The sequence below is a fragment of the Arthrobacter sp. MDT2-3 genome, from assembly GCF_059090465.1.
On the sequence record NZ_JBNHFS010000001.1, the window covers coordinates 278,510 to 302,508 of the forward strand.

Annotated in this window: 20 protein-coding genes; 12 read left to right on the forward strand and 8 right to left on the reverse strand. The window is 64.6% G+C overall.

The genetic code is table 11. The features are described from left to right. Positions 1–205: 205 nt before the first annotated feature. On the forward strand, positions 206–736 hold the full coding sequence (locus AC5RUQ_RS01315) for a MarR family winged helix-turn-helix transcriptional regulator (RefSeq protein WP_493945607.1): 531 nt from the start codon (positions 206–208) through the stop codon (positions 734–736). Between the two features lie 81 nt (positions 737–817). Here AC5RUQ_RS01315 and AC5RUQ_RS01320 read toward each other — a convergent pair whose 3' ends face one another. Together AC5RUQ_RS01320 and AC5RUQ_RS01325 are read right to left on the reverse strand one after the other, a co-directional pair. Continuing rightward, positions 818–973 carry a hypothetical protein gene (locus AC5RUQ_RS01320; protein ID WP_493945608.1) on the reverse strand — a complete coding sequence of 52 codons (156 nt, stop codon included), beginning with the start codon at positions 971–973 and terminating at the stop codon, positions 818–820. A 166-nt stretch (positions 974–1,139) separates the two neighbouring features. Continuing rightward, entirely contained in the window at positions 1,140–1,475 is a 336-nt protein-coding gene (locus AC5RUQ_RS01325; RefSeq protein WP_493945609.1) for a hypothetical protein, read from the reverse strand. Between the two features lie 53 nt (positions 1,476–1,528). Between AC5RUQ_RS01325 and AC5RUQ_RS01330 the strand changes: the two genes are divergently transcribed. Further along, positions 1,529–3,169, forward strand: coding sequence for a 5-oxoprolinase subunit B/C family protein (locus tag AC5RUQ_RS01330; protein WP_493945610.1), 1,641 nt, complete (start codon positions 1,529–1,531; stop codon positions 3,167–3,169). Positions 3,170–3,276: 107 nt separating this feature from the next. Further along, on the forward strand, positions 3,277–4,113 hold the full coding sequence (locus AC5RUQ_RS01335) for an alpha/beta fold hydrolase (protein WP_493945611.1): 837 nt from the start codon (positions 3,277–3,279) through the stop codon (positions 4,111–4,113). Between the two features lie 104 nt (positions 4,114–4,217). On the opposite strand, the gene AC5RUQ_RS01340 is transcribed toward AC5RUQ_RS01335, so the two are convergent. After that, a complete protein-coding gene (locus AC5RUQ_RS01340) occupies positions 4,218–5,474 on the reverse strand; it encodes a D-arabinono-1,4-lactone oxidase (protein WP_493945612.1) in 1,257 nt (418 codons plus the stop codon). A 154-nt stretch (positions 5,475–5,628) separates the two neighbouring features. Here AC5RUQ_RS01340 and AC5RUQ_RS01345 point away from each other — a divergent pair, with 154 nt between their 5' ends. Together AC5RUQ_RS01345 and treS are read left to right on the forward strand one after the other, a co-directional pair. After that, positions 5,629–6,987 carry a glycoside hydrolase family 27 protein gene (locus tag AC5RUQ_RS01345; RefSeq protein WP_493945613.1) on the forward strand — a complete coding sequence of 453 codons (1,359 nt, stop codon included), beginning with the start codon at positions 5,629–5,631 and terminating at the stop codon, positions 6,985–6,987. A 205-nt stretch (positions 6,988–7,192) separates the two neighbouring features. After that, positions 7,193–9,391 (forward strand): maltose alpha-D-glucosyltransferase, encoded by a 2,199-nt coding sequence (gene treS / locus AC5RUQ_RS01350; protein ID WP_493946372.1) that lies wholly within the window; start codon positions 7,193–7,195, stop codon positions 9,389–9,391. A 49-nt stretch (positions 9,392–9,440) separates the two neighbouring features. Here treS and AC5RUQ_RS01355 read toward each other — a convergent pair whose 3' ends face one another. From AC5RUQ_RS01355 to AC5RUQ_RS01375, 5 genes are all read right to left on the reverse strand, one after another. Then, positions 9,441–10,721: a Y-family DNA polymerase gene (locus AC5RUQ_RS01355; protein WP_493946373.1), complete on the reverse strand. Its 1,281-nt coding sequence runs from the start codon at positions 10,719–10,721 to the stop codon at positions 9,441–9,443. A gap of 27 nt (positions 10,722–10,748) precedes the next feature. After that, positions 10,749–11,180: a LexA family protein gene (locus tag AC5RUQ_RS01360; protein ID WP_493945614.1), complete on the reverse strand. Its 432-nt coding sequence runs from the start codon at positions 11,178–11,180 to the stop codon at positions 10,749–10,751. A gap of 129 nt (positions 11,181–11,309) precedes the next feature. Further along, complete coding sequence (locus AC5RUQ_RS01365; protein ID WP_493945615.1) at positions 11,310–12,014, reverse strand: alpha/beta fold hydrolase; 705 nt, start codon at positions 12,012–12,014, stop codon at positions 11,310–11,312. A 12-nt stretch (positions 12,015–12,026) separates the two neighbouring features. Next, the gene (locus AC5RUQ_RS01370) at positions 12,027–14,321 is read right to left on the reverse strand and encodes a beta-L-arabinofuranosidase domain-containing protein (RefSeq protein ID WP_493945616.1); all 2,295 of its coding nucleotides are present in this window, start codon (positions 14,319–14,321) and stop codon (positions 12,027–12,029) included. A gap of 26 nt (positions 14,322–14,347) precedes the next feature. Then, complete coding sequence (locus AC5RUQ_RS01375) at positions 14,348–15,817, reverse strand: arabinan endo-1,5-alpha-L-arabinosidase (RefSeq protein WP_493945617.1); 1,470 nt, start codon at positions 15,815–15,817, stop codon at positions 14,348–14,350. A 293-nt stretch (positions 15,818–16,110) separates the two neighbouring features. Between AC5RUQ_RS01375 and AC5RUQ_RS01380 the strand changes: the two genes are divergently transcribed. The 7 genes from AC5RUQ_RS01380 to AC5RUQ_RS01410 all read left to right on the forward strand — a co-directional run bounded on the left by AC5RUQ_RS01380 (position 16,111) and on the right by AC5RUQ_RS01410 (position 23,996). Next, positions 16,111–17,445 (forward strand): ABC transporter substrate-binding protein, encoded by a 1,335-nt coding sequence (locus tag AC5RUQ_RS01380; RefSeq protein WP_493945618.1) that lies wholly within the window; start codon positions 16,111–16,113, stop codon positions 17,443–17,445. A gap of 97 nt (positions 17,446–17,542) precedes the next feature. Further along, positions 17,543–18,367 (forward strand): carbohydrate ABC transporter permease, encoded by an 825-nt coding sequence (locus AC5RUQ_RS01385; RefSeq protein WP_493945619.1) that lies wholly within the window; start codon positions 17,543–17,545, stop codon positions 18,365–18,367. A 12-nt stretch (positions 18,368–18,379) separates the two neighbouring features. Next, complete coding sequence (locus tag AC5RUQ_RS01390) at positions 18,380–19,330, forward strand: carbohydrate ABC transporter permease (protein ID WP_493945620.1); 951 nt, start codon at positions 18,380–18,382, stop codon at positions 19,328–19,330. Between the two features lie 3 nt (positions 19,331–19,333). Further along, positions 19,334–20,683, forward strand: a complete 1,350-nt coding sequence (locus AC5RUQ_RS01395) for an arabinan endo-1,5-alpha-L-arabinosidase (protein WP_493945621.1) — start codon at positions 19,334–19,336, stop codon at positions 20,681–20,683. Beyond that, the gene (locus tag AC5RUQ_RS01400) at positions 20,680–21,330 is read left to right on the forward strand and encodes a DUF624 domain-containing protein (protein ID WP_493945622.1); all 651 of its coding nucleotides are present in this window, start codon (positions 20,680–20,682) and stop codon (positions 21,328–21,330) included. The genes AC5RUQ_RS01395 and AC5RUQ_RS01400 overlap by 4 nt, the downstream gene beginning before the upstream one ends. A gap of 70 nt (positions 21,331–21,400) precedes the next feature. Then, positions 21,401–22,951 carry an arabinosylfuranosidase ArfA gene (gene arfA / locus AC5RUQ_RS01405; protein WP_493945623.1) on the forward strand — a complete coding sequence of 517 codons (1,551 nt, stop codon included), beginning with the start codon at positions 21,401–21,403 and terminating at the stop codon, positions 22,949–22,951. Between the two features lies 1 nt (position 22,952). Beyond that, positions 22,953–23,996, forward strand: a complete 1,044-nt coding sequence (locus AC5RUQ_RS01410) for an arabinan endo-1,5-alpha-L-arabinosidase (protein WP_493946374.1) — start codon at positions 22,953–22,955, stop codon at positions 23,994–23,996. The last annotated feature ends 3 nt before the right edge of the window (positions 23,997–23,999 follow it).

Here is a 23,999-nt window from a genome sequence, read left to right on the forward strand (position 1 = left end):
CACACTTCCCATTTGCTTTGCAAGGGGGTGTGTTGGTGGAGGTCCCGTGGAGGGTTGTTTGTGCGGGGAGTCGCGAAGATGTTTTGACGGTGAATAGTAAGCCTACTTGCGAATAGGATGCTAAGCATGCTTATTGTAGGTAGGTAGCGACGCATGAAGGGGTGAGGACACCCGCACTTCGCCACCTACAGGAAGGCCGCGGCCGATGACCAGCAACCTCGATCCGGATGCACGGAACAGCTACCGCCTTATTACACTGGCGGCGCGGCTGGTCCAAAGGCGTCAGGATGACGCTCTGGCGCCCCTTGGACTGACCCGCGCCGCCGTTATTGCCCTGGAAGGGCTGGCTGCCGGGCCCTTGAACCAGGAGCAGCTTGCGGAAGTGGTCCGTGTGCAGAGCCAGACCCTGGGCCGAGTACTTACCAGGTTGGAAGCTTCAGGGCACATCAGCAGGACCCGGCAGTCAGCAGACCGCCGGCAGTTTAAGGTCGAGCTGACAGAAGTTGGCAAGGCTGCGTTGGATGCGGCACGGCAGGCAGAAAGTGATGCTTATCCCGACGATCCCAACATCGCGTGGAAGGTCCTGCACGAGGAACTTTCGAAATTCATTCGGGCTTTGCCGGCAACCCGGGATCCCGAGGTGGTTCCGTTCGTTGCTCCTGAGCACAGGAACGTACGCCGGCCCCATGGCGGCCGCGGCAGCGGGCTGCGCGGGCTGGACCAGCCGCACCAGTGATGACAGGACCGTGGTGATACATCAGAGGGGCAGGGCCGCATGGCCTTGCCCCTCTTCTCCATAGCGGTTTACTTGTTGTTCTCACCCCTGCACCTCCTGGGTGCTGGCAGGAGTGCCTGAGCCGGCGTAGTGCAGCCGGATCTCGCCGTGTTCGCGGCTTACCTCAGCCACAACATAGGGGAATTCCTCCGGGCGGTGCTTAGCGAGCGGGTCCACTGTGCCGGTTCCGGCATCCACATAAGCCGTACACCAGGGACCTTCCCGCAGGTAAAGCTCAGCCTATTCTTCAGGCTACCGGTCACTGTTCGTCCTCCTCATCGCTGATGGAGTCCGGGGGAGCTACGGGATTGAGGGCTTCCTGGATTTCGGCGGGATCTCAAAGAGGCAATGAAAGGGAATAGCCTTACGCCGTGCAGGCATCCTTCAGGGCCTGGACGGACTCGGCCGGCACCTGGTCTCCGGACTCCGCAATCTGGCCCAGCGGCGTCGTAATTTCGGCCGGAACGCCGGCCGTGCGGGCAGCGGAGACCAGCCCCCCGAGCACCCGTTTGTCCTCCACGCTGACCAGGCCGTCCTGGACCACCGCGCAGATCTGCCGGTTCACTTCGTCGGCGGCGGCGGTGGCAACCTTTGAGGCAGCATCGCTGGCTGCGTTCCCCGCGGCTTCCTCTACGGCGCCGCAGCCGGCAAGCAGCAGCAACAGGGGGACAGCGGACAGGGTGGCAAGGCGGCGGTTCATGGGTACAGCCTAACAATCCAGCGTATTGACGTTCCGCGTACCATGAGGTTCCTATGGAGACAACGCCGCCTGCTCCCGGAAATCCGGCATCCCCCGTCCCGTCCGCTGCACTGAAGGTGCTGGCGGTCCGTGCGGTGGGGACCACTGCGGTTCTCGCCGAGCTTTCCGGGCTTCCGGGCGTTCTCGCACTGCAGGCATTGCTGCTGAAACATCCGCTTCCAGGCCAAGTGGATGTCCTTGCGGCTGCGGAAACAGTGCTGGTGATGGCCGATTCACCGCGTGCGGCGCGCCGGATGCCGGCGCTGCTGCTCGCAATGGACCTTGCGGTCCAGGAGCGGGCGGAGGGCAGGCTGGTAACCATAGATACCGTGTACGACGGCGAAGACCTCGCCGAAGTGGGAACGCTGACCGGCCTGGGTCCGGACGGCGTGGTGGCTGCACATACCGGACAGGTGTGGACTGTGGCCTTTGGCGGGTTCGCCCCCGGCTTCGGCTACATGGTGGGCGAGAACCAGGTGCTCGACGTTCCGCGCCGATCCTCGCCCCGGACTGCTGTTCCGGCAGGGTCGGTGGCCCTCGCCGGAAGCTACTCGGCCGTTTATCCGCGGCAAAGCCCCGGCGGGTGGCAACTGATTGGCCGAACGGCTGCCCGCATGTGGGACCTGGGCCGGGAGCAGCCCGCGCTCGCCGCCCCCGGCGACCGGGTGCAGTTCCGGCCCGTCCGGGAACTCATCGACGTGGCAGTCCCGGATGAGGGGACTAAGAAGGCGGGGTCCCCACCCGACGCGGGGCTGCGCGTACTGTCGCCGGGATTGCAGAGTCTTATCGAGGATCTCGGCCGCCCCGGGTACACCGGTTCGGGTGTGGGCACTGCCGGCGCTTTGGACCGATCCTCCCTGCGCCGAGCGAACCGGCTGGTGGGCAACGGCCCGTCAGCTGCCGCCGTGGAAGTCGTGGCCGGAGGACTGCAGGTGCAGGCAGTCGGTGACCAGATTCTGGCTGTCACCGGCGCCCCTGCGGCGCTGACTGTGAAGGGCCCGGTCGGGGATCCGGAGGACGATGACGCATACTTCGAGCGGAATATATCCATGGCAGAACCGTTCGTGCTGCTGGACGGTGAGCTGCTGATTATTGGCCCGCCGGAACAAGGCTTCCGCAGCTACCTGGCCATGCGTGGAGGCGTGGAGGCCGAACAAGTCCTGGGCAGCCGTTCCACGGATACCCTGTCCGGCCTGGGGCCCGCCCCGCTGGCGGCGGGAGACTTTATCCATGCTGGCGATGCCACGGAATCCCGTGTGGTGAGCAATCCCGAGGTCCAGCCCGATTTCCCTGGCGAGGGAGTGACGGTGCTGGATGTTGTGCCCGGCCCCCGGGAGGACTGGTTTGGCGCCGCGGCGGTGGAATCGTTCTACGCCCAGGAGTGGGAGGTCACCCCCCGGTCCAACCGGATCGGAATGCGCCTTTCGGGCCAAGCGCTGGAGCGGAACCGGCAGGGGGAGCTGGCCAGTGAAGGCACCGTGGCCGGCGCCCTCCAGGTCCCTCCGGAGGGGCTGCCCGTTCTGTTCCTCGCCGACCATCCCGTCAGCGGCGGTTACCCCGTGATCGGGGTGGTGGTGGACCACCAGTTGGACCTCGTGGGGCAGGTGCCCATCGGCGGCCGTATCCGGTTCCGGCGGGTAGAGCCCGGCGGCTGAGGGTACGGCTGCTTTTGCATAAGAGGCACTGCCTTGGCCTCACCCTGACCCTCCCGCCGGGGCCGCCACCGCACTAGGATGACCCGAAACGGACGGAGGACCACCCCATGCCTGAGCCAGTGACGCCAGCCCCCGAAACGGGATACGCCCCCGTCAACGGCCTGCAAATGTACTACGAGCTGCACGGCGCCGGCGGCACGCCGCTGCTGCTCCTGCACGGCGGACTGTTCGACATCGAGCAGCAATTCGGCGCCCTGATCCCGGGCTTGTCAGCGGGCCGGAGGGTCATCGCAACAGATTTTCAGGGTCACGGCCGGACCAACGACATCGACCGTCCGCTGAAAACCCGCGACCTTGCTGCCGATGTCATCGGACTCCTTGAACACCTGGGCGTCCCGAAGGTTGATGTGTTCGGCTTCAGCGTCGGGGGCGCGGTGGCGCTGCACTTGGCGGTCAAGCATCCGGAACTTGTCCGCAAGCTCATTGTCTCGTCGGTATCATTCCGGCCCGACGGGGACCGCGGCGGAAACGCCGAGGCGGTAGCCGCCATGACCGTCGATATGATCGCCGGCACTCCAATGGAACAACGCTACCTGGCTGTTTCGCCGCACCCGGACCGCGAGCACCTGCAGGGGCTGTTGGACAAGCTCGGCGGCTACGACGCGGATGCCATCGGATGGAGCGATGAGGAGATCCGCAGCATCGCCGCCCCGACGCTGATCACGGTGGGCGATTGCGACATGGTCAAGCTCGAGCATGCCGTGCGGTTCCTGCAGCTCCGCGGGGGAGATGTAAACGGTGACTTCGACGGCGTACCTGCATCGCAACTGGCGGTTTTTCCCGGTACGACGCACTTCTTTGGGTTGTCCAGGAGCGGGCTGGTGCAGGACGTTGTGACCACGTTTCTGGACGGGCCCCCGCCTGCCGGCTGGAGCGACCGGTAACCAACTGAAGCGTTCGACGGCGGGTGGGCACCCGCCGTCGAACGCTTCAGTTCGCGGCCCGCCGCGGGGGCGGGCGTACCCATTCAGTTACCGGCCGCTTTCAGTTACCGGCCGCTCGCTGCGGGGACGCCGAGGATGCTGTCCAGCAGAGCATTGCGGAACTTGCCCTCGGGATCGTGGGACGACGCCAGGGACCGGAACCCGGCGAAGCGGGGGTAGAGCGTCTCCCAGTCGTGGCCCCCGGGGGAGAAAAGCTTGCCCCAGTGCGGCCGGGCGCCGAAGGGCCGGAGCAGGTCTTCGAGTTCCGGGAGCAGGGATTCCACCTCGGCCTGCAACGGCTTCCAGGTGAAGTGCAGGGCAACGCTTTGCTGCTTGTAGAAGGGGCTCAGCCAGAATTCGTCCGCGGCACCCGTGCGGACTTCCGAGACAAAGAGCAGGGGCGCGAGCTTTTCCGCCAGGCTGCGGACCGCCTGCAGCGCGGCCGGTGCATGCTCCAGCGGCAGGATGAATTCGCTCTGGAGTTCCTCGCCCTTGCTTGGGGTGAATTCGTGACGGAAGTGCGGCAACCGGTCCAGCCACTGCCCCGGCTCATCAAGCTGGATAGTGCAGTTTTCGGCGGACATATCCGGCAGCGGGTGCCGGGGCCGCAGGGCCGGCGTTGCGCCGAACAGTTCGGTCAGCGGGGGCTCCGAGCCCAGCGCTTTCAGCCACACCTGGCTGATGGTGTCACCGGCGTAATTGGTGAAAAGGCTGACGCTGTACGCGCTGGACATGATGTCCGGAAAGGCTGCCAGCGCCCGTTCCCATGGCAGGTCCTCCAGCACGCGCTGGCGCACCTCAAAGCTCGGCTGGACGGCCAGTTCAAGGCCGGTGACAATCCCCAGGGCGCCCAGGCCCACTACGCTGGCCAGGAATTCGTCCCCATCTTCCCGGGACAGGGTGACGGTTTCGCCCGAGGGCCTTACCAAGTCGATGGACTGTACGGCCCCGGCCAGCGACGGGTTATCCACACCGGAGCCGTGGGTTCCCGTCTGCACTGCGCCTGCGACCGAAATGTGGGGAAGTGACGCGAGGTTGTGGATAGCTGCACCCGACTGCTCGAGGGTTCGGCACAGGGCGCCGTAGCTGACGCCGCCGCTGACCCTAACAGTGTTGCGATCGGTGTCCAGGGCTATGTGCTGGGGCAGGGCGTCGAGCAGGACGTGGACTCCATCGGTGTCACCCACACGGTTGAAGGAGTGGCGTGATCCCAGGGCCTTGACGCGGGCCGCTCGCTCCACAAGCTGTGCCAGTTCCGCCACGGATTCCGGCCGTTCGACCTTTGCAGAGGAGTATTCGAGGTTTCCTGCCCAGTTCTTCAATGAATCAGCTTTCCGATGGGGGATGGGTGGCGGCTCACTCAACTGTCAGCGCTCACAATCTGCATGTCAAGGCGGCGGCACGTGCCGCCGCGTCGTTTCCCGAGGCAACCCGGATGCTCTTGCCTTCGCCTTTCTATCGTTGTAAATTTTTCCGGTGACGCTTGCCGAGACTCCGCCGATGGGCTGGAACAGCTGGGACTGCTACGGCACCACGGTGACCGAGGAGGAGGTGCTGGCGAACGCCACTTTCATAGCTGAGCACCTGTTGCCCTTCGGGTGGGACACGGTGGTTGTGGACATCCAGTGGTACGAACCCGCGGCGAGGGCGGGCGGCTACAACGAGGGTGCCGTGCTGGAACTGGACAGCTTTGGCCGGCAGCTCCCCGCCGTCAACCGGTTCCCCTCGGCCGCGGGTGGACTCGGCTTCAAACCCCTGGCGGACCGGATCCACGCTTTGGGGCTCAAGTTCGGGCTGCACATCATGCGGGGCATACCCCGACAGGCGGTGCATCAGGGTCTCCCCATTGAAGGCACGGCCTTCACTGCCGGCGAAGTGGCAGACAAGTCTTCGGTGTGCGATTGGAACACGGACAACTACGGACTGGACCATGACCACCCCGGCGCCCAGGCCTACTACGACTCCCAAGTGCGGCAATTCGCCGGCTGGGGAGTGGACTTCGTCAAGGCGGACGACATGCTGGGGCCCTACTTTGGCGCTGAAATCGAGGCCTACCGCCAAGCCCTGGACAGCAGCGGCCGGGACATGGTCCTCAGCCTTTCGCCGGGCAGGGCGGTGTCACTGGCGAGGCTGGAGCACCTCCGCGGAAATGTCCAAATGTGGCGGGTATCAGACGACCTTTGGGACGTGTGGGAGGACGTGGAGGCCCAGTTTGCCCGGCTGGCAAGGTGGGCCGCCCACCAGCGCCCCGGTGCCTGGGCGGACGCCGACATGCTGCCCGTCGGCAGGATCGCCCAGCGGGCAGAACGGGGAAGCGAGCGGCTCAGCCGCCTCACCCTTGATGAACAGCGGACCATGCTGACACTCTGGTGCGTTGCACGATCGCCGCTTATGCTCGGGTGCGACCTCCCGTCGTCCCCTGCGGAAACCTTGGACCTCCTGACCAACCGGGACCTCCTGGACGCGCACGGCGCCAGTACCAACAACCGGGAGTTACTGCGCGACGGCGGCCTGGTGCTGTGGGCGGCGGACAGCACGGCGTCGGACGATTACTTTGTTGCGGCGTTCAACACCGGAACGGCCGGGTTGTCCCGGACGCTGCCGCTCGCGGACCTTGGGCTTCCAGGCCCTGGTGCTTCCATTGCGGGCACAGCTCTTTCCGACGCCGCCCTTTCCGGCACTGCCCGCCTGGACGGGATGGAGTGGCACGGCCGTGAGGCGTGGAGCGGGCGCAACGCCGTGATCCGCCCACTGAGGGGCTGGCCGGCGCTGCATGTTGAGGTTCCGCCGCACGGCGTGCATTTCTACCGGTTCTCGCAGGTACGGACCCCCTGAGCCGCCGCTCACCGGAAATTCATCGCCCGGCGCCGTTCGGCCGGCGGTTGAATCATGGCAGAGTGGAATGCAGTCGAGTTGAGGGAGGAACTCAGTGTCTGAACTGGGAAAAGCTACCGCCAGCGTCTTTGAGGATGATGCAGCAGAGCTAGCGGGGGACACCGGCGGTGTGACCGAAGCGGAGGCAGCGGAAGCTGCGGAGCTTATGGAGGCCCCGGAAGCGCCGGAAATTACCTTCGATGAAAAGTTCTACCCTGCACGGCCCAAGGCGCTGCGGCCTGTAGCCCGCCGCCGGCAGTACTTTGCCAACGCGCCGTCACTGGAACTTGACGGCCTCAACAAAACCTATGTGGAGTGGCTGAGGAACCAGGCGATGCTCGGCGATGCCAATGTCCTTGCCCGGCAGCTGTCAGGGCAGGCGAGCATGTGGCAGCACTCCTACGCGCACCCCAACCCGCGGGCCGCCGTCGAACGCGCCTCGGTGTGGTTCACTGCCTACCCGCTTTCGTTTATGACGACGCCGGGCCAATCCTTCCTGGGGGCGCTCGGCGATCCTGAATTGTGGAAGACGTTCCGGGAAATCGGCATCCGGGCCATCCACACAGGACCGGTGAAGAAGGCCGGCGGCCTGCAGGGGTGGGCAGAAACGCCCAGCGTGGACGGCCACTTTGACCGCATCAGCATGGCCATCGATCCACTGTTCGGTTCCGAAGACGAGTTCCGCAGGATGTGCGAGGTTGCCGGCGAACACGACGGCACCATCATTGATGACATCGTCCCCGGGCACACCGGCAAGGGTGCGGACTTCCGCCTGGCCGAGATGAACTACCGGGACTACCCCGGCATTTATCACATGATCGACATCCCGGAATCGGACTGGCACCTGCTGCCCGACGTTCCGCCGGGCGAGGACTCGGTAAACATCAGCCCCGAAGCCGAGCAGGCCCTGCAGAAGGCCGGATACATCATCGGCCGGCTGCAGCGGGTCATCTTCTATGAACCGGGCGTGAAGGAAACCAACTGGAGCGCCACCCGCACCATTGTGGACACCACCGGCCAGAAGCGCCGGTGGGTGTACCTGCATTACTTCAAGGCCGGGCAGCCGTCCATCAACTGGCTGGACCCAACCTTCTCCGGCATGCGCCTGGTGGTGGGCGACGCACTGCATTCGCTGCTGGACCTGGGCACCGGCGCGCTGCGGCTGGATGCCAACGGCTTCCTCGGCGTCGAAAAAAGCGCAGAGGAACAGCCCGGCTGGTCCGAAGGTCATCCGCTCTCCGAAGCAGCGAACCAGCTGATCGGCAGCATGGTACGCAAGGTGGGCGGCTTCTCGTTCCAGGAACTCAACCTCACCATTGATGACATCAAGGCGACCTCGGAAACCGGCCCGGACCTGTCCTACGACTTCATCACGCGGCCCGGCTACCACTATGCCCTGGTCACCCAGGACACGGAGTTCCTGCGGCTGACCCTGCGGCTGGCGATGGAGATCGGTGTGGACCAGGCGTCACTGGTGCACGCGCTGCAGAACCACGATGAGCTGACCTATGAGTTGGTGCACTTCGCCACCCGGCACAAGGACGACGTCTTCGAGTTGGCTGGTTCCGAATTGACTGGCGCCGAGCTGACCGAACATGTCCAGGACACGCTCCGGAACAAACTCACGGGCGAAAACGGGCCCTACAACGCGGTCTTCACCACCAACGGTATTGCCTGCACCACGGTCAGCGTTATCACCGCCGCCCTGGGCATCAAGGACATTTCCTCGCTGACTGCCGAGCAGGTTGAGACGGTGCGGGAAGCCCACCTGCTGCTGGCAATGTACAACGCGCTGCAGCCCGGAGTCTTCGCGCTTTCCGGCTGGGACATGGTGGGCATGACAACCCTGGACCGGGCGCAGGTCAGCGAGCTCACAGCCCAAGGCGATACCAGGTGGATTAACCGGGGCGCCCACGACCTGATGGGCACCAACGCCGAAGCCACCGTCTCAGCTTCGGGGATGCCACGGGCACGCAGCCTTTACGGTCCTCTGCCCGAGCAGCTCAAGGACGACCGGTCCTTTGCCCGAAGGCTCCAGAAAATCCTCAAGGTCCGTGAGGAGTGGGGGATTGCCACCAGCCTGCTCCTGGACGTCCCGGACGTTTCCCACCGGGGCCTGCTGGTGATGGTGCACCGCCTCGCATCAGGGCAGATCCAGGTGACGGTCCTGAACTTCTCCGGTGAAGGCATCACCGGAAGTGTCCAGTCCACCCATCTGGAAGCCGGCGCGCAGGTCCAGGACCTCTTCACCGAGGAGACCGTGGGCCAGGTGGACGACCTGCACAGTTTCTTCATCGAGCTCGGCCCATACCAGGGCACGGCGCTGCTGATCGAGGAACCGGTCAGCGTGGAGGACGAAGCATAGGGACAACTGTGGTGGGGACGCTTCCCCGGGCGGCGCTGCCTCGGTGCAGCTAGGCTGCCTTGACGAGCGGAAGCTCGTCCCAGTGGGTGGTGTACCTGGGGGAGCGCATGTCCCGTTTCATGGTCCAGTCCGGGCCGCCGCGGATCCCGGCGTGGCCCAGGCCGATGGAGCCGCGGCCGTAGCGGCGGGTGATGTCCTCCAGCAGCGGCCCGATGTGCCTTTCCTCGTGCGGGTTCTCAAAGGGCTCCAGCGGTTTCTGGTTGCCGCTGGGCCGCAGGTCCGTGACCATGATGCCGGCGCGGGCGTACTTGGCGCCGTCAATGATGGCGGGCAGCAGCGCGTGGGCGGCTTTGGTGAGGATGACAGGGTCCGCCGTCGGCATGGGAAGCGGGATGCACACGGAGGGAAAGGACGTTTCCTGCGCGTTGAAGTGGGACGTTCCGGCGAAGGCGGTGAGGAGTTTGGCCTGCAGGTTGTGCTTGGCCAGCCGGCCGCTGGCCATTTGGGCATAGACGCTGAGGACCTGCCGCACGTCGTGGGCCCTGGTGATGGGAGTGGAAAAAGAGCGGGAGAAGATCAGCTGGTCCCGGCCAATCCGGGCCTCCTCCATGGGGATACAGGGTGTCCCCTGCAGTTCCAGGACGGTCCGCATCATCACCACCGAGAAGCGCTCGCGGATCCGGACAGGGTCTGCGCGTTTGAGGTCCAGAATGGAGTGGATGCCCATGGCGTTGAGGCGTTTGGTGATTCTGGTTGCCACGCCCCAGACCTCAATCACCGAGAGCCTGGCCATCAGTGCCTCCTGCTGCTCCGGCGGTACCGAATCCCAGCGGCAGACGCCGTTGAACGCCGCATTGTGCTTGGCCCACTGGTTGGCCAGCTTGGCCAGGGTTTTGGTGCGGGCGATGCCCACGCAGACGGGGACGCCGACGTTCCGGGCTGCCGCGGCCTTGATGGTCCGCCCGAGTTCCAGCAGGTGGTCCGGGGTGCCCTTAACGCCGAGGAATGCTTCGTCGATGCTGTAGACCTCCAGCCAGGCGGAGTAGCGGCCCAGCAGTTCCATCACGCGGGCGCTGATGTCTCCATAGAGTTCGTAATTGCTGGACTTCGCGATCAGGCCCCATTCCTTGGCCCGCGGTGCGAGCTTGAACCAGGGCTCGCCCACTCCGATGCCCAGGGCCTTCGCTTCGGGTGAGCGCGTGACGGCGCAGCCATCGTTGTTGGAGAGCACGATCAGGGGCTTTCCCTCAAGGGAGGGGTCAAAGGCGCGTTCGGCGCTGGCATAGAAGCAGTTGACGTCCACGTGGGCGATCTCGGGCATCTGCCGCATGATGGCTGGCCGGGTCACGCGTGTCCCTTAGACATGGTGCAGGCACCGGGTGGCCACGCCCCAGATGGTCAGCTCACTGAGGGCCGACACCTTGATATCGGGGTACTTCGGGTTTTCCGCCTGCAACACCACGCCCGTGGCGGTGATGCGAAGCCGCTTGACCGTCAGCTCACCGTCCAGGACGGCGATAACCACGCAGCCGTCCTTTGGTTCGAGGGCCCTGTTGACGATGAGTTCATCGCCGTCGCTGATGCCCGCGCGCTCCATCGAGTCGCCGGTAACCCGGACCACAAACGTGCTGGTGATGTCCTTGATCAGGTGCTCGTTCAGGTCTATCCGGCCGTCGAAGTAGTCCTGCGCAGGCGAGGGATAACCGGCAGCAACGGGCACCGGAGACACCCAAGCCAGCTGCAAAGAGAGTCCCGCATCTATCACACGGGGACCGACAACAACGCCCACAACACACCCTTATTCGAATATATGTTCGATACTCTGAGTGTACTCCCCGGTCCGGACATTCACAGCCAGCGGCCTTCCTTTCTGGCGGGTGAAGTAGAGCGCACGAAGCGACACATTGACGACGACGGCCTACGGCGTGCGCTCCACCGCCGCCTGGATGGCGCGGGCGAGTTCCGCGGGCTTGGTGAACTGGGGCCAGTGCCCCGTGGGGAGGTCGACGTACTCGACGTCGCGCATCCGGGCCAATTCGGCAACGAAGGGGTGGCCGCCGTTGATCCATTCCTTCAGCATGGAGGACGGAAATTCGCAGGCGATGATGGTGGCCGGAACGTCGTAGCGGCGCTCATCACTCAGGTGCTGCTGGTCGTAGGCGACGCCTTTCGGCTGCGGGATCGCCCGCGCACGGAAGGCCTGGCGAAGCCCCTCGTCCAGATCCACCAGGTCGGCGTCTTCAAAGCCCTCCCACGGCGGAAGTGGCACGTCGTCGCCCTCGGCGGGCAGTTCGTCGTTGATGACGCCTCCTTCGCCGAGGGGCCCACTGTCCACGTAGATGGCCCGCTCCACCCGGTTCGGCCGGGCATCCAGGGCCGCGTGGATGATGGCACCTCCGCCGGAATGTCCTACGAGCACAACCTTGCCTTCGAGGGAATCGAGGAGGGCCACCACCGCATCGACATGGTCGCGGAGGCCGATTCCGGCACGGCTCGCGTCCACCGATTCGAGCCCGGGAAGCGTGAGCGGATGGGTCCGATGACCGGCGACCTCCAGGGCCGGCGTCACCTCCTCCCAGGATGAGGCGTCCAACCAGAATCCGGGTACGAGGATGATGTCCATGACGGAACCCTACTACCGGGGAGGCACCGACAGGAGCTGGACGGACAGGAGATCCCCTGTCCGCATGCCGGGCAGCGCCGTGACGGTGAAGGCGAGTCCGCCGCCAGGGAATGCAGCCCGATGGGTATCCCCGATGCGAAAGTCGCTCAGCACCTCCCCGCCCTCTTGCTCCTGGCGGACAAGTTCGCCCAGAGGCAATCCGTTCAGACTCAGCTGATGGCTGCGGTTTTCGTCCGGGCGGAAGCGGACCCGCAGCAGGCTGGCGCGGGCATCACGATCATTAAGGACGTAGGAGAACCACCCGGTTGCGCTGCGCCAGTGGATGCCCTCGCCGCCCCCGGCACGGGTGCCTTCACCACGGAAGCCATGGTCCGCCTCCGGCTGTTGCTCCCCGGCGGTTACGCCATCCACCACTTCCCCCTGTACGACGGCGGCCCGGTCCAGTTCCAGCAGTTCCTCCCGCCGCTCGCTGGGCTCACCGGAGGGCCAGTACACGGTGTACCGCTCGTCGTGGATGGCGTGGAACGGTTCCAGGACAACGGTGCCGGGTTGCCCGCCGGCGTCGATTATTGACAGCTCCGCCGTTACTGTGGCTCTGTCGCGAAGCCGGATGGATGCGGCGTTGGGGACCACGGAGGCTTCGGCAAGCGGCAGCAAGGGCCCCGAGGCCACGTGCCCCATCCGTTCGTCCGCTGCCTCGAACCCGGGTACGCCTTCCGTTCCCGCCCGCGATGCCAGCACCACGGGGCCGTAAAGGAATGAGACCCAGGGCGAACCGTCCGGCAGACCTTCTGATCGGAAGCCGGGGGTCAGCCGGATCCGGACGTCGGAATCGCCCTGCCAGGTGCGGCTGATGCTGACGTGGCCGGCGCCGGCCGGCGCGGCCCCGCCGTCGACCTCAAATGCCGCGGCCCATCCCGGACGCCTCAGGGTGATGGTGGCCTCAACGGAGGTGTGTGCCGTGACGTGCAGCGTTGCCTCGTCGGAGTTCGGGAAGTCCGTGTCGAGCCTGACCTGCAGGCCCTTATCCGTCCAGTCGAGGGTCGAGGGGATGTAGAGGTTGACGAGCAGTTCGTTCCCGCTGTGGCTGTAGATCAGTTCACCGTAGCGGGCATGGTTTTCCAGCCCCGAACCGACGCAGCACCACATGGACTCCTGCGCCCGTGAATAGACGCGGTAATGCCGGGGGCGCATGGGCGTGAAGTACACAAAGCCGCCGCGGCGGGGGTGCTGGGAGGACAGGATGTGGTTGTAGGTTGCCCGTTCATAGAAGTCGACGGCGGCCGGGTCGCCCAACTGTTCAAAGCGCAGCTTGGCCAGCTTCAGCATGTTGTAGGTGTTGCAGGTTTCGGGGCCCTGGGCATCAAGGATCATCGGCGTGAAGTCGGCTGAGGGATGGAAGTGTTCCCGCACGCTGTTTCCGCCGACGGAAACGGAGCGGCGCAGGACCACCGAGTCCCAGAAGCTGGAGCTGGCCTGCTCGTATTCCCGGTGGCCGGCGGCGGCGAGCCTGGCGTAGCCCACCGCCTTGGGGATCTGGGTGTTGGCGTGCAGCCCGTCCAATTGGTCCTGGCCGGCGGCGAGCGGCTCCAGGATGGCGCGGTGCGCGAACCGGTGGGCTTCCTGAAGGTAGTTGGCCCGGCCGGTAATTCCGGCAAGGATGGCGAAGGCGTCGTTCATGCCGCCGAATTCAGTATGCAGGAGCTCCTCAAAAGCCTCGCCGGAAATCTTGGCCGAAATGCCCAGCCACCAGTCGGCAAGCCCGGCGGCGATCTCCAAGGCCTCCGCTGATCCCGCGTACGAATACGCGTCCAGCAATCCAGCGAGCGTTTTATGGAGGTTGTAGAGCGGGACCCACCGTCCGTTCAGGGTGAAGAGGTCCGCATCCACGGTGCCCGCGGCCAGTTCCTTTCCCAGCTTCCGGCCGCCGGGTACGCCGCCCACATAGCCGTCGTCACCGGCGTCCTGGCACCTGCCAAGGACGCCGACGACGGACCGCACCTTGTCGAGCAGGCGCGCATCCCCGGTGGCCGCGAACAACTGTGCGCAGCCTGACAGGTAATGACCGCCGATATGCCCACCCATCCCGTCCCGTTCCCAGCTTCCGTACGGTTCAGCACCGGCATCCAGGCCGGCCTCCGAGAGGTAGGGGGCGCAGAGCCTGTGTGTATCAAGTTCCAGGACGTACCGGATGGAGGTTTCCTGGGCAGTCTTGAAGTCACTGTCGAGGAGTCGGACCCGATCAAGGGGGAACGGTGCCACAGGACGCCCTGCCTCGAGCCTGGAAGTGGCGGTGCTGCTGGTCATCGCATGGGCTTTCTTGCTGGTGGGCGTTACTGCTTGGGAGAGAGTCCGACGGCGTCCGTGGTCACCGTACCGTGGGCGTTGCGGAAGACGGCGCGCACCAGCACGTCCGGGTCGCCGGGCATCCGGGGCGGAAGTTCGAGGGTGGAACGGTAGATGCCCTCGTCGGTGCGTTTGGTAACCGGCTGGGTCCCGACCCTGTGCCAGCTTGCGCCGCCGTCGGAAGAGGTCTCCCAGGCAGCAACCGGACCCGGCGTTCCCGTGGCGGCGGCACTGAAGCTGGCATTTTTGCCGCTACCCGCCTCTACGGCTTTGGGCTGCTTCGCAATCACCGGCAGCCCCACAGTTTGGTCGAATACCGGCCAGCCGTTAGCCCATTCGATCTTCTGCACACCCAGGGTGGGGAAGTAGGGGATCTCCTCGTTGGAACCGTCGTAGTAGTGGAACGCCAGGTAGTCGCCGAAGACCGACTGGCCGCCGGGTCCGGTGATGGCTCCATGCGAATCCAGCACCACGGAACCGCCGCCGCCAAACATGTCTCGGCCCTCTTTGTCCAGGTAGGGGCCCTTCACGGAAGTAGACCGGCCCACGGCTACTTTGTACGTGGAGTCGCCCCCGCGGCAGCAGGAATCGAACGAGACAAACAGGTAATAGTAGCCGCCATGCCGGGTGATGTAGGGCGCCTCGATGGGGTTGCCGGGCATAAAGCGGTCCGCAATGTTCACAGTCTTTGATTGCCAATCCGCTAAAGGCTTGCCGCTGGGCCACTCGATGGGTACCAGGAAGATGCCGTACCAGAAGGAGCCAATGGCCATGTAAGGCGTGCCGTCAGCGTCCTCGATGATGCCGGCATCGATGGCGTTGAAGGTTTTTCCCGGGTTGCCTGGGTCGAGTCCGGTCACCGGCGAGGAAACAACGAGGCCTTGGTCAACCCATTCATAATCCGGGTGGTTCGGATCGAGGGTGGTGTTGGTGGCCAGCGCCGTTACCGAGTTGCTGCTGCCAAACCGCGACGCCGAATAGTAGAGGTAATACGTGCCGTTGTGCTCAGTAATCTCAGGGGCCCAGAGATTGCCCGGCAGTTCCCCGTCGGAAAAGTGCTCGTCGATCCAGGCGGGGATCCGGTCCCACACCGTCCCGCTGTATTCCCACGTGGTTCCCGCGTCGTGGGACGCCCATATCTGGATGGTGCCGCCGTTTTCGCGGTTCACCAGCCCGGTTGAATAGACGTACCAGGTGCCGTCCCCGGCGATGATCAGCGCGGGATCGTGTATGGGGGACGTCTGACCCACTACGGTCTTGCCCCCGGGAAGGTCCGGCTGGACCTTCTCCTTGGCGGGCCATTCGAGCGCAGACTTTGCTGTCTGCCGGGCTTCCAACGCTGCTGCCGGGGCGCTGACGGGACTGGCCGTCGTCGGAAGCGCTGCTGCTGTGAGGGCGATGCCGATGGCTGCAGCTAATCCTGCAGCGCGCAGCGCCCATGGACGTGACTTCATCATCACGTGGTCCTTCCGGGAAGTGGATGCGGCACGGGGCCGCAGCTGGGAAAAGAAAGCTTGCAACGTTGTAATGGAAATATGGCATGCGACCTGGATCACGTCAAGCAGCCGCCGCTCCGCGTTGGAGACGTTCGTTTTCTAACTCTTGACGATTCATCTGCTGCTGTGTGATGGTTTCTTACAACGTTGCAAAGAACCTCGCAAAGACGCTCCGCTACCGCGGCGTGCGGGGTCCGGTACCGCTCAGCTCAGCCCATACACTTGTTGCTCCACCAACCCGGAAGGACTGCGTGATGATGAAGTCACGTCCCATGGCCGCAACCCTGGCGCTCTTTACCGCCGCCGGCCTTATGCTCGGCGGTTGCTCCGCCCCCACCGGCGGGGACGCCGGCGGCGAAAAGAAGCTCACGTTTATGTTCCGCGGAGGTGAAGACGAGAAGAAGGCCTATGAAAAGGCCGTGGAGCAGTTCGAGGCCGCCAATGGTGTGGACGTGGACATCATCGTTACCACCGCTGACCAGTACGCCACGAAGCTGAAGGCCGCGATTGCCGGCAAGCAGGTCCCGGATGTGTTCTACATCGGGCCGGGTGACGTCCAGGCCTACGTGCAGAACGGCATCGTCAAGGACATCACCGAATACGTGGAAGGCTCCGACACCATCGACCTGGAGAACATCTGGGAGTACGGCGTGGACAGCTACCGCTACGACGGGAATAGGGTGGGCGAGGGGGCCATCTACGCCCTGCCCAAGGACGTGGGCCCGTTCTCCTTCGGCTACAACAAGACGATGCTGGAGAAGGCCGGAATTCCGCTGCCGGACAAGGACAAGCCGTACACCTTCGACGAGTTCGTGGCAGCTGCCAAGAAGCTGACGGCGGACACCAATGGCGACGGCACCTTGGACCAGTGGGGCACCGGACTGAACGTCCAGTGGAACCTGCAGCCGTTTGTCTGGTCCAACGGCGGGGACTGGCTCAACGAGGACCGCACCAAGGTCACTGTGGACACCCCGGAGTTTGCTGAATCACTGCAGTGGTTCGCCGACCTGCAGAACGTCCATGGTGTGACGCCTTCGGTGGCTGAAGCCCAGACCCTGGACACCTACCAGCGCTGGATGAAGGGCGAAATCGGGTTCTTCCCCATCGCCCCCTGGGATCTCTCCACCTACCAGAAGCTGGGCTTTGAATGGGACGTTATTCCTTACCCGGCCGGAGAGACCGGCAAGACAGCCAGCTGGATCGGTACCCTCGGCGTCGCTGTTTCCGAAAGCACGAAGTACCCCGAAGAAGCTGTAAAGCTGGTGGAATACCTCACCGCCAACAAGGAAGCCCAGCAGAGCCTGGTGGACGCCGGAATCCAGATCCCCAACCTGAAAGACATGGCCGAGACCTGGGCCGCGGACACCACCACCAAGCCGGCCAACAAGGCCGAGTTCCTCGAGATCGTGAAGGACTATGGCCGCGCGCTGCCAGGCGGCAATACCTTCAACGCTGAGTGGTACGACGAACTCTTCACCAATATCCAGCCTGTTTTGGACGGCAAGCAGACGGCGGCGGACTACCTGAAGGAAGCACAGCCCAGGATGCAGGAATTCCTGGACTCCGCCAACCAGCAATCCGGCAACTAGAGGGGGGGATCACCGGTATGACAACCATGACGCGCCCGCGCCGCTCGCGGCTTCACCGGAAGGAACACCAGCCGCCCTTGCATTTGTTGCCATACCGGTGATCGGGTTCCTCCTCTTTACGCTTTTCCCACTCCTTTTTTCTGTCTACGCATCCTTCACGAACTGGAACGGCATTTCAGCGCCGGTCTTCAAGGGCCTGGACAACTACACAAAGATGTTCGGCGACCGCTACTTCCTGCAGTCGCTCTGGAACACGCTGTACATGATGATCGGCATTCCGATCGGCCTGGTCATCTCACTGGGCCTGGCACTGGCCATGAACCGCAAGATGCGCGGAACCACGTTTTTCCGCACCGTCTACTACCTGCCCGTGATCTCCTCGATTGCCGCCGTAGCCATCCTCTGGCAGTGGGCATTCAACGGCGACTTCGGCCTCATCAACCAAGGCCTTGCCCTGGTGGGGATCGACGGCCCCAACTGGCTGCAGGACACCGCGACGGTGAAGCCAGCGCTCATCATCATGGCCATCTGGAAGGGACTGGGATACTCCATGCTCCTGTACCTGGCCGCCCTCCAGTCGGTCCCCCGCTACCTCTATGAAGCAGCCGCGCTGGACGGCGCCACCGCGTGGCAGCAGTTCCGGCACATCACCATCCCCATGGTCCGGCCGGTCACCTTCTTCCTCATCGTCACCAGCATCATCGGGGGATCTCAGATCTTCGTGGAGATCAACATCATGACCCCCACCGGCGGCCCTGAATTCCAGTCCGCTTCCATCGTTTGGTACATCTGGCAGAAAGCGTTCGACAACCTCCAGATGGGCTACGCATCGGCCATGTCCGTGGTCCTGGGGCTGCTGGTCTTCGTCATCACCTTCATCCAGTTCCGGCTCAACCGCCGCAACCAGTTCTCGATCGATTGAGGCAGGCAGCCCATGTCCGCACAGAATGTCATCACCACCCCACCACTGGAACCAAGCCAGGAAATTCCGGGCGGCACCGGGGGTTCACGCCCCTCCGCTTCGCGGACAAGCGGCGGCACCCGGTCCGCCAAGGACACGCTCCGCCTGGGAAACATCCTCACCACCCTGATCCTCAGCGTCGGTGCCATCGTGATGATCGCCCCGCTCGCCTGGACCTTCTCCACCTCACTCAAGACCAAGGACGGCGTCTTTGAGCTTCCGCCGCAGTGGATCCCGGATCCGTTCGTGTGGGAAAACTACGCCCGTATCTGGACTGCGGGCCCGCTCCTTAGCGGCATCCAGAACAGCCTGATCGTGGCATGCTCGGTGACCATCGTGGGCTCACTGACCTCCGCGCTCGCGGCCTTTGCCTTCGCCAAGATGCGGATGCCCTTCAAGAACGTCCTGTTCCTGGGACTCCTGTCCGGGCTCATGATCCCGTTCCCCACCCTGATGATTCCGCAGTTCACCATCTTCGCCAGCATCGGCTGGGTGGATACGCTGCTGCCGCTGATCGTGCCGGGACTCTTCGGCAACATCATCATGATCTTCTTCCTGCGCCAGTTCCTGAACAGCATCCCGGACTCCATCGTCGAAGCAGCCAGGATCGATGGTGCCTCCTACCTGCAGATCTTCTGGACACTCATCCTGCCGGCCATCCGCCCGGCCCTCGCCGCCCAGTTCATCCTCTGGTTCATGGCAATGTGGAACGACTACCTTGCCCCGATCATCTACTTGAACTCGCCGGGTACGCAGACGCTGCAGCTGGTCATTGCCAACTTCAACGCCCAGTACGCCATCCAGACGGACTACCCGCTGATCATGGCCGCATCCTTCGTGGCGCTCCTGCCGGTACTGATCGTCTTCGTGGTGTTCCAGCGCCAGATCATCGAATCCATCGCACTCTCCGGCTCCAAGGGCTGAACCGTGGCTATCGATCTTGACGTTTCCCGCGAGCTGCTTCCGCTCCCGGCAGGGGCCCGCCAGGAAGCTTCCTCCTGGGGAGCCCGCCACGCCCACGATCCCACCGTAGTGCGGGACGATGACGGCACCTACTACATGTTTTCCACTGACGCCGTCGCCAATTCGGAAGATATACCGGCGGGAGTACATATCAGGACTTCCGCTGACCTGGTGGCGTGGACGTACACCGGAACAGCGTTTGACGGGGTGCCGAAAGAGGCTGCGCAATGGTCCGGGGCAGTGGGGTTGTGGGCGCCGGACGTGGTTCGCTGGCCGAACGGTGAATGGCATATGTACTACTCGGCGTCGACCTTTGGCTCCAACACCTCAGCCATCGGGCTTGCGGTTGCACCTTCACCGGCCGGTCCGTGGGAGGACCGCGGGCTGGTGGTGGCAACGAGGAAAGGCGAACATTCCCAAAACGCCATAGACGCGGCAGTGACCTTTGACGCCGATGGCCTCCCCTGGCTGACCTACGGCTCCTTCTTCTCCGGCATCTACATCCTCCCGCTGGACCGGAACTCCGGGCTACCGCTGGTGGAGGGTGATCTCGGATCCGCCATCGCCCGCCGGGCGAAGTCCGTGGAAGGGGCAGTGGAAGGCGCCTTTGTGCTGTACCGGCCTGAGGAGGACCGCTACGTCCTCTTTTGCTCCTACGATTCGCTCTTCAATACCTACAACATGCGTGTGGGCGTCGCGGACTCCATCACCGGTCCTTACCGCGACTTCCGTGGCACGGAGATGACGGATTTGGGCGCCCCTCCCGCGGCTGTGGGAACCAAGGTGCTGGGCGGCTACCAGTTCGACGGCGGCACCGGCTGGCTGGCCCCCGGCCACAATTCAATCCTCACCCAAGCGGGTCCGGACGGCATGGAGTATTTCGCGGTCCACCACGTCCGCTTCGCAGCGGATCCGAGCCAACACGTTGTCCAGCTCCGGCGGGTCTTCTTCACCGCGGCCGGCTGGCCCCTGGTGTCACCACAGCCCTTCGCAGGAGTGCAGCGTGAAACGCTCCCCGCACCTGTACCGGTGGCAGGAACGTGGCAGGTTCTCCGATTCGCTCCTGAGTCCGCAGGCCTTGTCAGGGCTGTGGCCATGGAACTCGAAAGCACCACCGGCGGCTGCGTTGTGTCCTCCGGCGCGCCAACCCGCATCGGGCTCCGGACCGTCCACACCGAGCCAGACGATGCCGTCGAGCTTGATGCAGTAGTTTTCGGTTCCTGGGACTGGGCCGGGCGCCGGACTGCCTTGTCCTTCAGCGGCATGGACCAGCACGGTGTGGCCTGGTCCGGAACCCAGGATGCACCGCGATGATTGATGCTTCCCTGGGGTGGGCCGGCCGTCTGATGGACTGGCTCCGCTTTGCAACCCGGCTGGTCCTGGTCAACGTGCTGTTTGTGGCCGGAGTGCTGGCCGGGCTGGTGGTCCTGGGGGTCTTCCCCGCGGCCGTCGCCGCCACCTCAGTCCTGGGCAGGCTGCGTGGCGGAGCGGCCGGGGACGCACTGGTCCGGGACTTCATCACGGCTTACCGCTTCCAGTTCCGGCACGCCAACCGGGTGGGAAGCGTCTTTTGGATAGCCGGCGCCGTACTCCTCCTTGACTTCCTGGCGCTGCTGGGACAGGCCGGGACCGCGATCCCACCGGCCGCACACGCTGTCCTCCTGGTGCTTTCAACGGTTGCCGCCCTCGTAACGGTGGCTGCCGCGGCAACCGCAGTCGCCCTGTGCAGCCGCTACCGGGACGAGGTGGCGAGGACGTGGCGGACGGCCTTTGTGCTGCCGCTGGTGTCGCCGGTGATGAGCCTGTCCCTGCTGGCCACCCTGGCGGCCGCCGCCGCCGTTTTTTCCGGGATGGCGGTGCTGGTGCCCCTTGTGGGCGCGTCGGTTCCCCTGCTGCTCTCAGGCTGGCTGGTGGGGAAGCGGCTCGCAGGGTTGGAACGCGCAGCCACCTCTCCCGCCTAGAACCCCATAACCACCCGCTCCTACCTGATTTTTCAACTTCTACAACGTTATACAGAACAGGAACAAACCAATGACCATCACCTCAGCCGCTGCCGACCAGACGGAACTGGCCGTTGTGGCACCTACCGTCGTCACTATCGACAGGGCCGCTGTTGTGGCACCTGTCAGCCGACGCATCTTCGGTTCCTTCGTGGAGCACCTTGGCCGCTGCGTCTACGACGGCATTTACGAGCCCGACCATCCCACCGCCAACGAGGACGGCTTCCGGCTGGACGTCATCGAACTGGTCAAGGAGCTGGGCTCGAGCACCATCCGCTACCCGGGCGGCAATTTCGTCTCTGGCTACCGCTGGGAGGACGGCGTTGGCCCGCGCGACCAGCGCCCGGTCCGGCGTGACCTCGCCTGGCACTCGCTCGAGTCCAACCAGGTGGGCCTGGATGAGTTCGCACGCTGGTGCAAGCTCACCGGCTCGGAGCTGATGATGGCGGTGAACCTTGGAACCCGCGGCATCGAAGCCGCCCTCGACCTGCTGGAATACACCAACCACCCCTCGGGGACCGCACTCAGCGAGCAGCGCATCGCCAACGGCGCCAAGGATCCCTACAACATCACCATGTGGTGCCTGGGCAACGAGATGGACGGTCCCTGGCAGATCGGCCACATGTCCGCCGAGGATTACGGAAAGCTCGCCGCCCGCACCGCCTCCGCCATGAAGACCGCGGACAAGAACCTCGAACTCGTAGTCTGCGGCTCCTCCGGATCCTCCATGCCCACGTTCGGTGAGTGGGAGCGGGTGGTCCTGGAGCACAGCTACAACTACGTGGACTACATCTCCTGCCACGCCTACTACCAGGAGCGCAACGGCGACCTCGGCTCCTACCTGGCGTCCTCGCTGGACATGCAGTACTTCATCGAAACAGTGGTGGCCACCGCCGACCACGTCAAGCACAAGCTCAAGAGCAAAAAGACCATCCAGCTCTCCTTCGACGAGTGGAACATCTGGTACCTGGACGAGCACCAGGCTTCCGACGAGGTCAACGAGGAATGGACGCACGCGCCGCGCCAGCTCGAGGACACCTACTCCGTGGCCGACGCCGTGGTGTTCGGCAACCTGCTGATGACGCTCCTGAAGAACCACGACCGGGTTGCCGCCGCATCCCTCGCCCAGCTGGTCAACGTGATCGCGCCCATCATGACCGAACCGGGCGGTGACACCTGGCGGCAGACCACCTTCTTCCCGTTCTCCGTCACGTCCCGCCTCGCGAAAGGCGAAGTGCTCCGCCCCAGGATCGAGGCCGGAACCTACACGACGGCGGTGTACGGAGAAGCCCCGCTGGTGGACTCGGTGGCAACCACCGACGCCGCTACCGGAGAATCGGCCGTCTTCCTGGTCAACCGCAGCCAAACCGAGGCCATCGACGTGACCATCAACGTCGCCGAACTCAATGCGAAGACGATCACCGAGGCCGTGACCCTGCACGATGAGGACGTTTACGCCAAGAACACCCTTCAGGACCAGAACCGCGTGGGCCTGAAGCAGCTCGACGGCGCCGTCCTGGACGAAGGCACTCTCACCGTGACGCTTCCGCCGGTGTCCTGGTCCGCCGTCGCGCTTGGCTGACGTGACCCAGCCAGGCAGGTCCGCTGCCAGCCGCCCTGCTGTTCGATGGACAGCGGCGCGGCTGGCGGCGGTGCTGGCCGCCGTCGTCCTTGTCCTGACGGGATGCGGTGCACTGCCACCTGCGCCAAAGGCAGGCCCTGCCGCCGAACTCAGCGGTGACTTCTTCACGCACGATCCCGCGCTGGTCAAGGGGGAGGACGGCAAACCCTGGTTCATCTACTCCACCGGGAGCGGGCAGGTGGCGGATGGCAACATCCAGGTGCGGCGCTCAGACGACGGCGTGAAGTGGGAGTACGCCGGCGAGGTGTGGCCGGACAAACCCGCGTGGCTCAAGGAAGCGGTGCCTGGCGTGGACAATCTCTGGGCACCGGAACTGTACGAGCATGACGGGACCTGGTACCTCTACTATTCGGCGTCGACGTTCGGGAAGAACCTCTCGGTGATCGCACTGGCCACGAACACCACACTTGACCCTGCCGACCCGGCCTACGAGTGGGTGGACCAGGGGCAGGTGATCTCCTCCAAGGGGGAGAGGTTCAACGCCATCGATCCGGGCATCGCCAAGGATGAAAACGGCACGCCCTGGCTGTCCTTTGGCTCCTTCTGGACGGGACTGCAGCTGGTGGAGCTTGAATGGCCGACTGGCCTGCGCGCCGGGACGGAAGAGCCACTAACGATCGCGGACCGGAAGGCGCCGCCCAACGCGATCGAGGCGCCGTACATCCTCCCGCACGACGGCAAGTATTACCTGTTCTTCTCCCGCGACTTCTGCTGCCAGGGGCTCGAGAGCACGTACAACATCGCCGTGGGCAGGTCGGACAGCATCACCGGTCCGTACCTGGATGCCGAGGGCAAGGAACTGCTCGACGGCGGCGGCACGCCCCTCCTGGCGTCCGACGGCGGGCGCGTGGGGCCGGGCGGACAGTCCGTTTCCGGCAATACGCTGGCGTTCCACTACTACGCGGAAGAGCTCGACGGCGCCTTCCGCCTGGGGCTTGTCGGGCTGGAGTGGGAGGACGGCTGGCCCAGTGCGCGGTGGGAATAGGGT

What these genes read in the sequence shown, in the direction of transcription:
- treS (WP_493946372.1), top strand. Translation starts at nt 7,193, where the DNA reads ATGGAGGCCCCGGAAGCGCCGGAAATTACCTTCGATGAAAAGTTCTAC.
- AC5RUQ_RS01390 (WP_493945620.1), top strand. Translation starts at nt 18,380, where the DNA reads ATGTCCGCACAGAATGTCATCACCACCCCACCACTGGAACCAAGCCAG.
- AC5RUQ_RS01365 (WP_493945615.1), bottom strand. Translation starts at nt 12,014, where the DNA reads ATGGACATCATCCTCGTACCCGGATTCTGGTTGGACGCCTCATCCTGG.
- AC5RUQ_RS01325 (WP_493945609.1), bottom strand. Translation starts at nt 1,475, where the DNA reads ATGAACCGCCGCCTTGCCACCCTGTCCGCTGTCCCCCTGTTGCTGCTG.
- AC5RUQ_RS01400 (WP_493945622.1), top strand. Translation starts at nt 20,680, where the DNA reads ATGATTGATGCTTCCCTGGGGTGGGCCGGCCGTCTGATGGACTGGCTC.
- AC5RUQ_RS01375 (WP_493945617.1), bottom strand. Translation starts at nt 15,817, where the DNA reads ATGATGAAGTCACGTCCATGGGCGCTGCGCGCTGCAGGATTAGCTGCA.
- AC5RUQ_RS01355 (WP_493946373.1), bottom strand. Translation starts at nt 10,721, where the DNA reads ATGCGGCAGATGCCCGAGATCGCCCACGTGGACGTCAACTGCTTCTAT.
- AC5RUQ_RS01370 (WP_493945616.1), bottom strand. Translation starts at nt 14,321, where the DNA reads ATGACCAGCAGCACCGCCACTTCCAGGCTCGAGGCAGGGCGTCCTGTG.
- AC5RUQ_RS01380 (WP_493945618.1), top strand. Translation starts at nt 16,111, where the DNA reads ATGATGAAGTCACGTCCCATGGCCGCAACCCTGGCGCTCTTTACCGCC.
- AC5RUQ_RS01315 (WP_493945607.1), top strand. Translation starts at nt 206, where the DNA reads ATGACCAGCAACCTCGATCCGGATGCACGGAACAGCTACCGCCTTATT.
- AC5RUQ_RS01330 (WP_493945610.1), top strand. Translation starts at nt 1,529, where the DNA reads ATGGAGACAACGCCGCCTGCTCCCGGAAATCCGGCATCCCCCGTCCCG.
- AC5RUQ_RS01335 (WP_493945611.1), top strand. Translation starts at nt 3,277, where the DNA reads ATGCCTGAGCCAGTGACGCCAGCCCCCGAAACGGGATACGCCCCCGTC.
- arfA (WP_493945623.1), top strand. Translation starts at nt 21,401, where the DNA reads ATGACCATCACCTCAGCCGCTGCCGACCAGACGGAACTGGCCGTTGTG.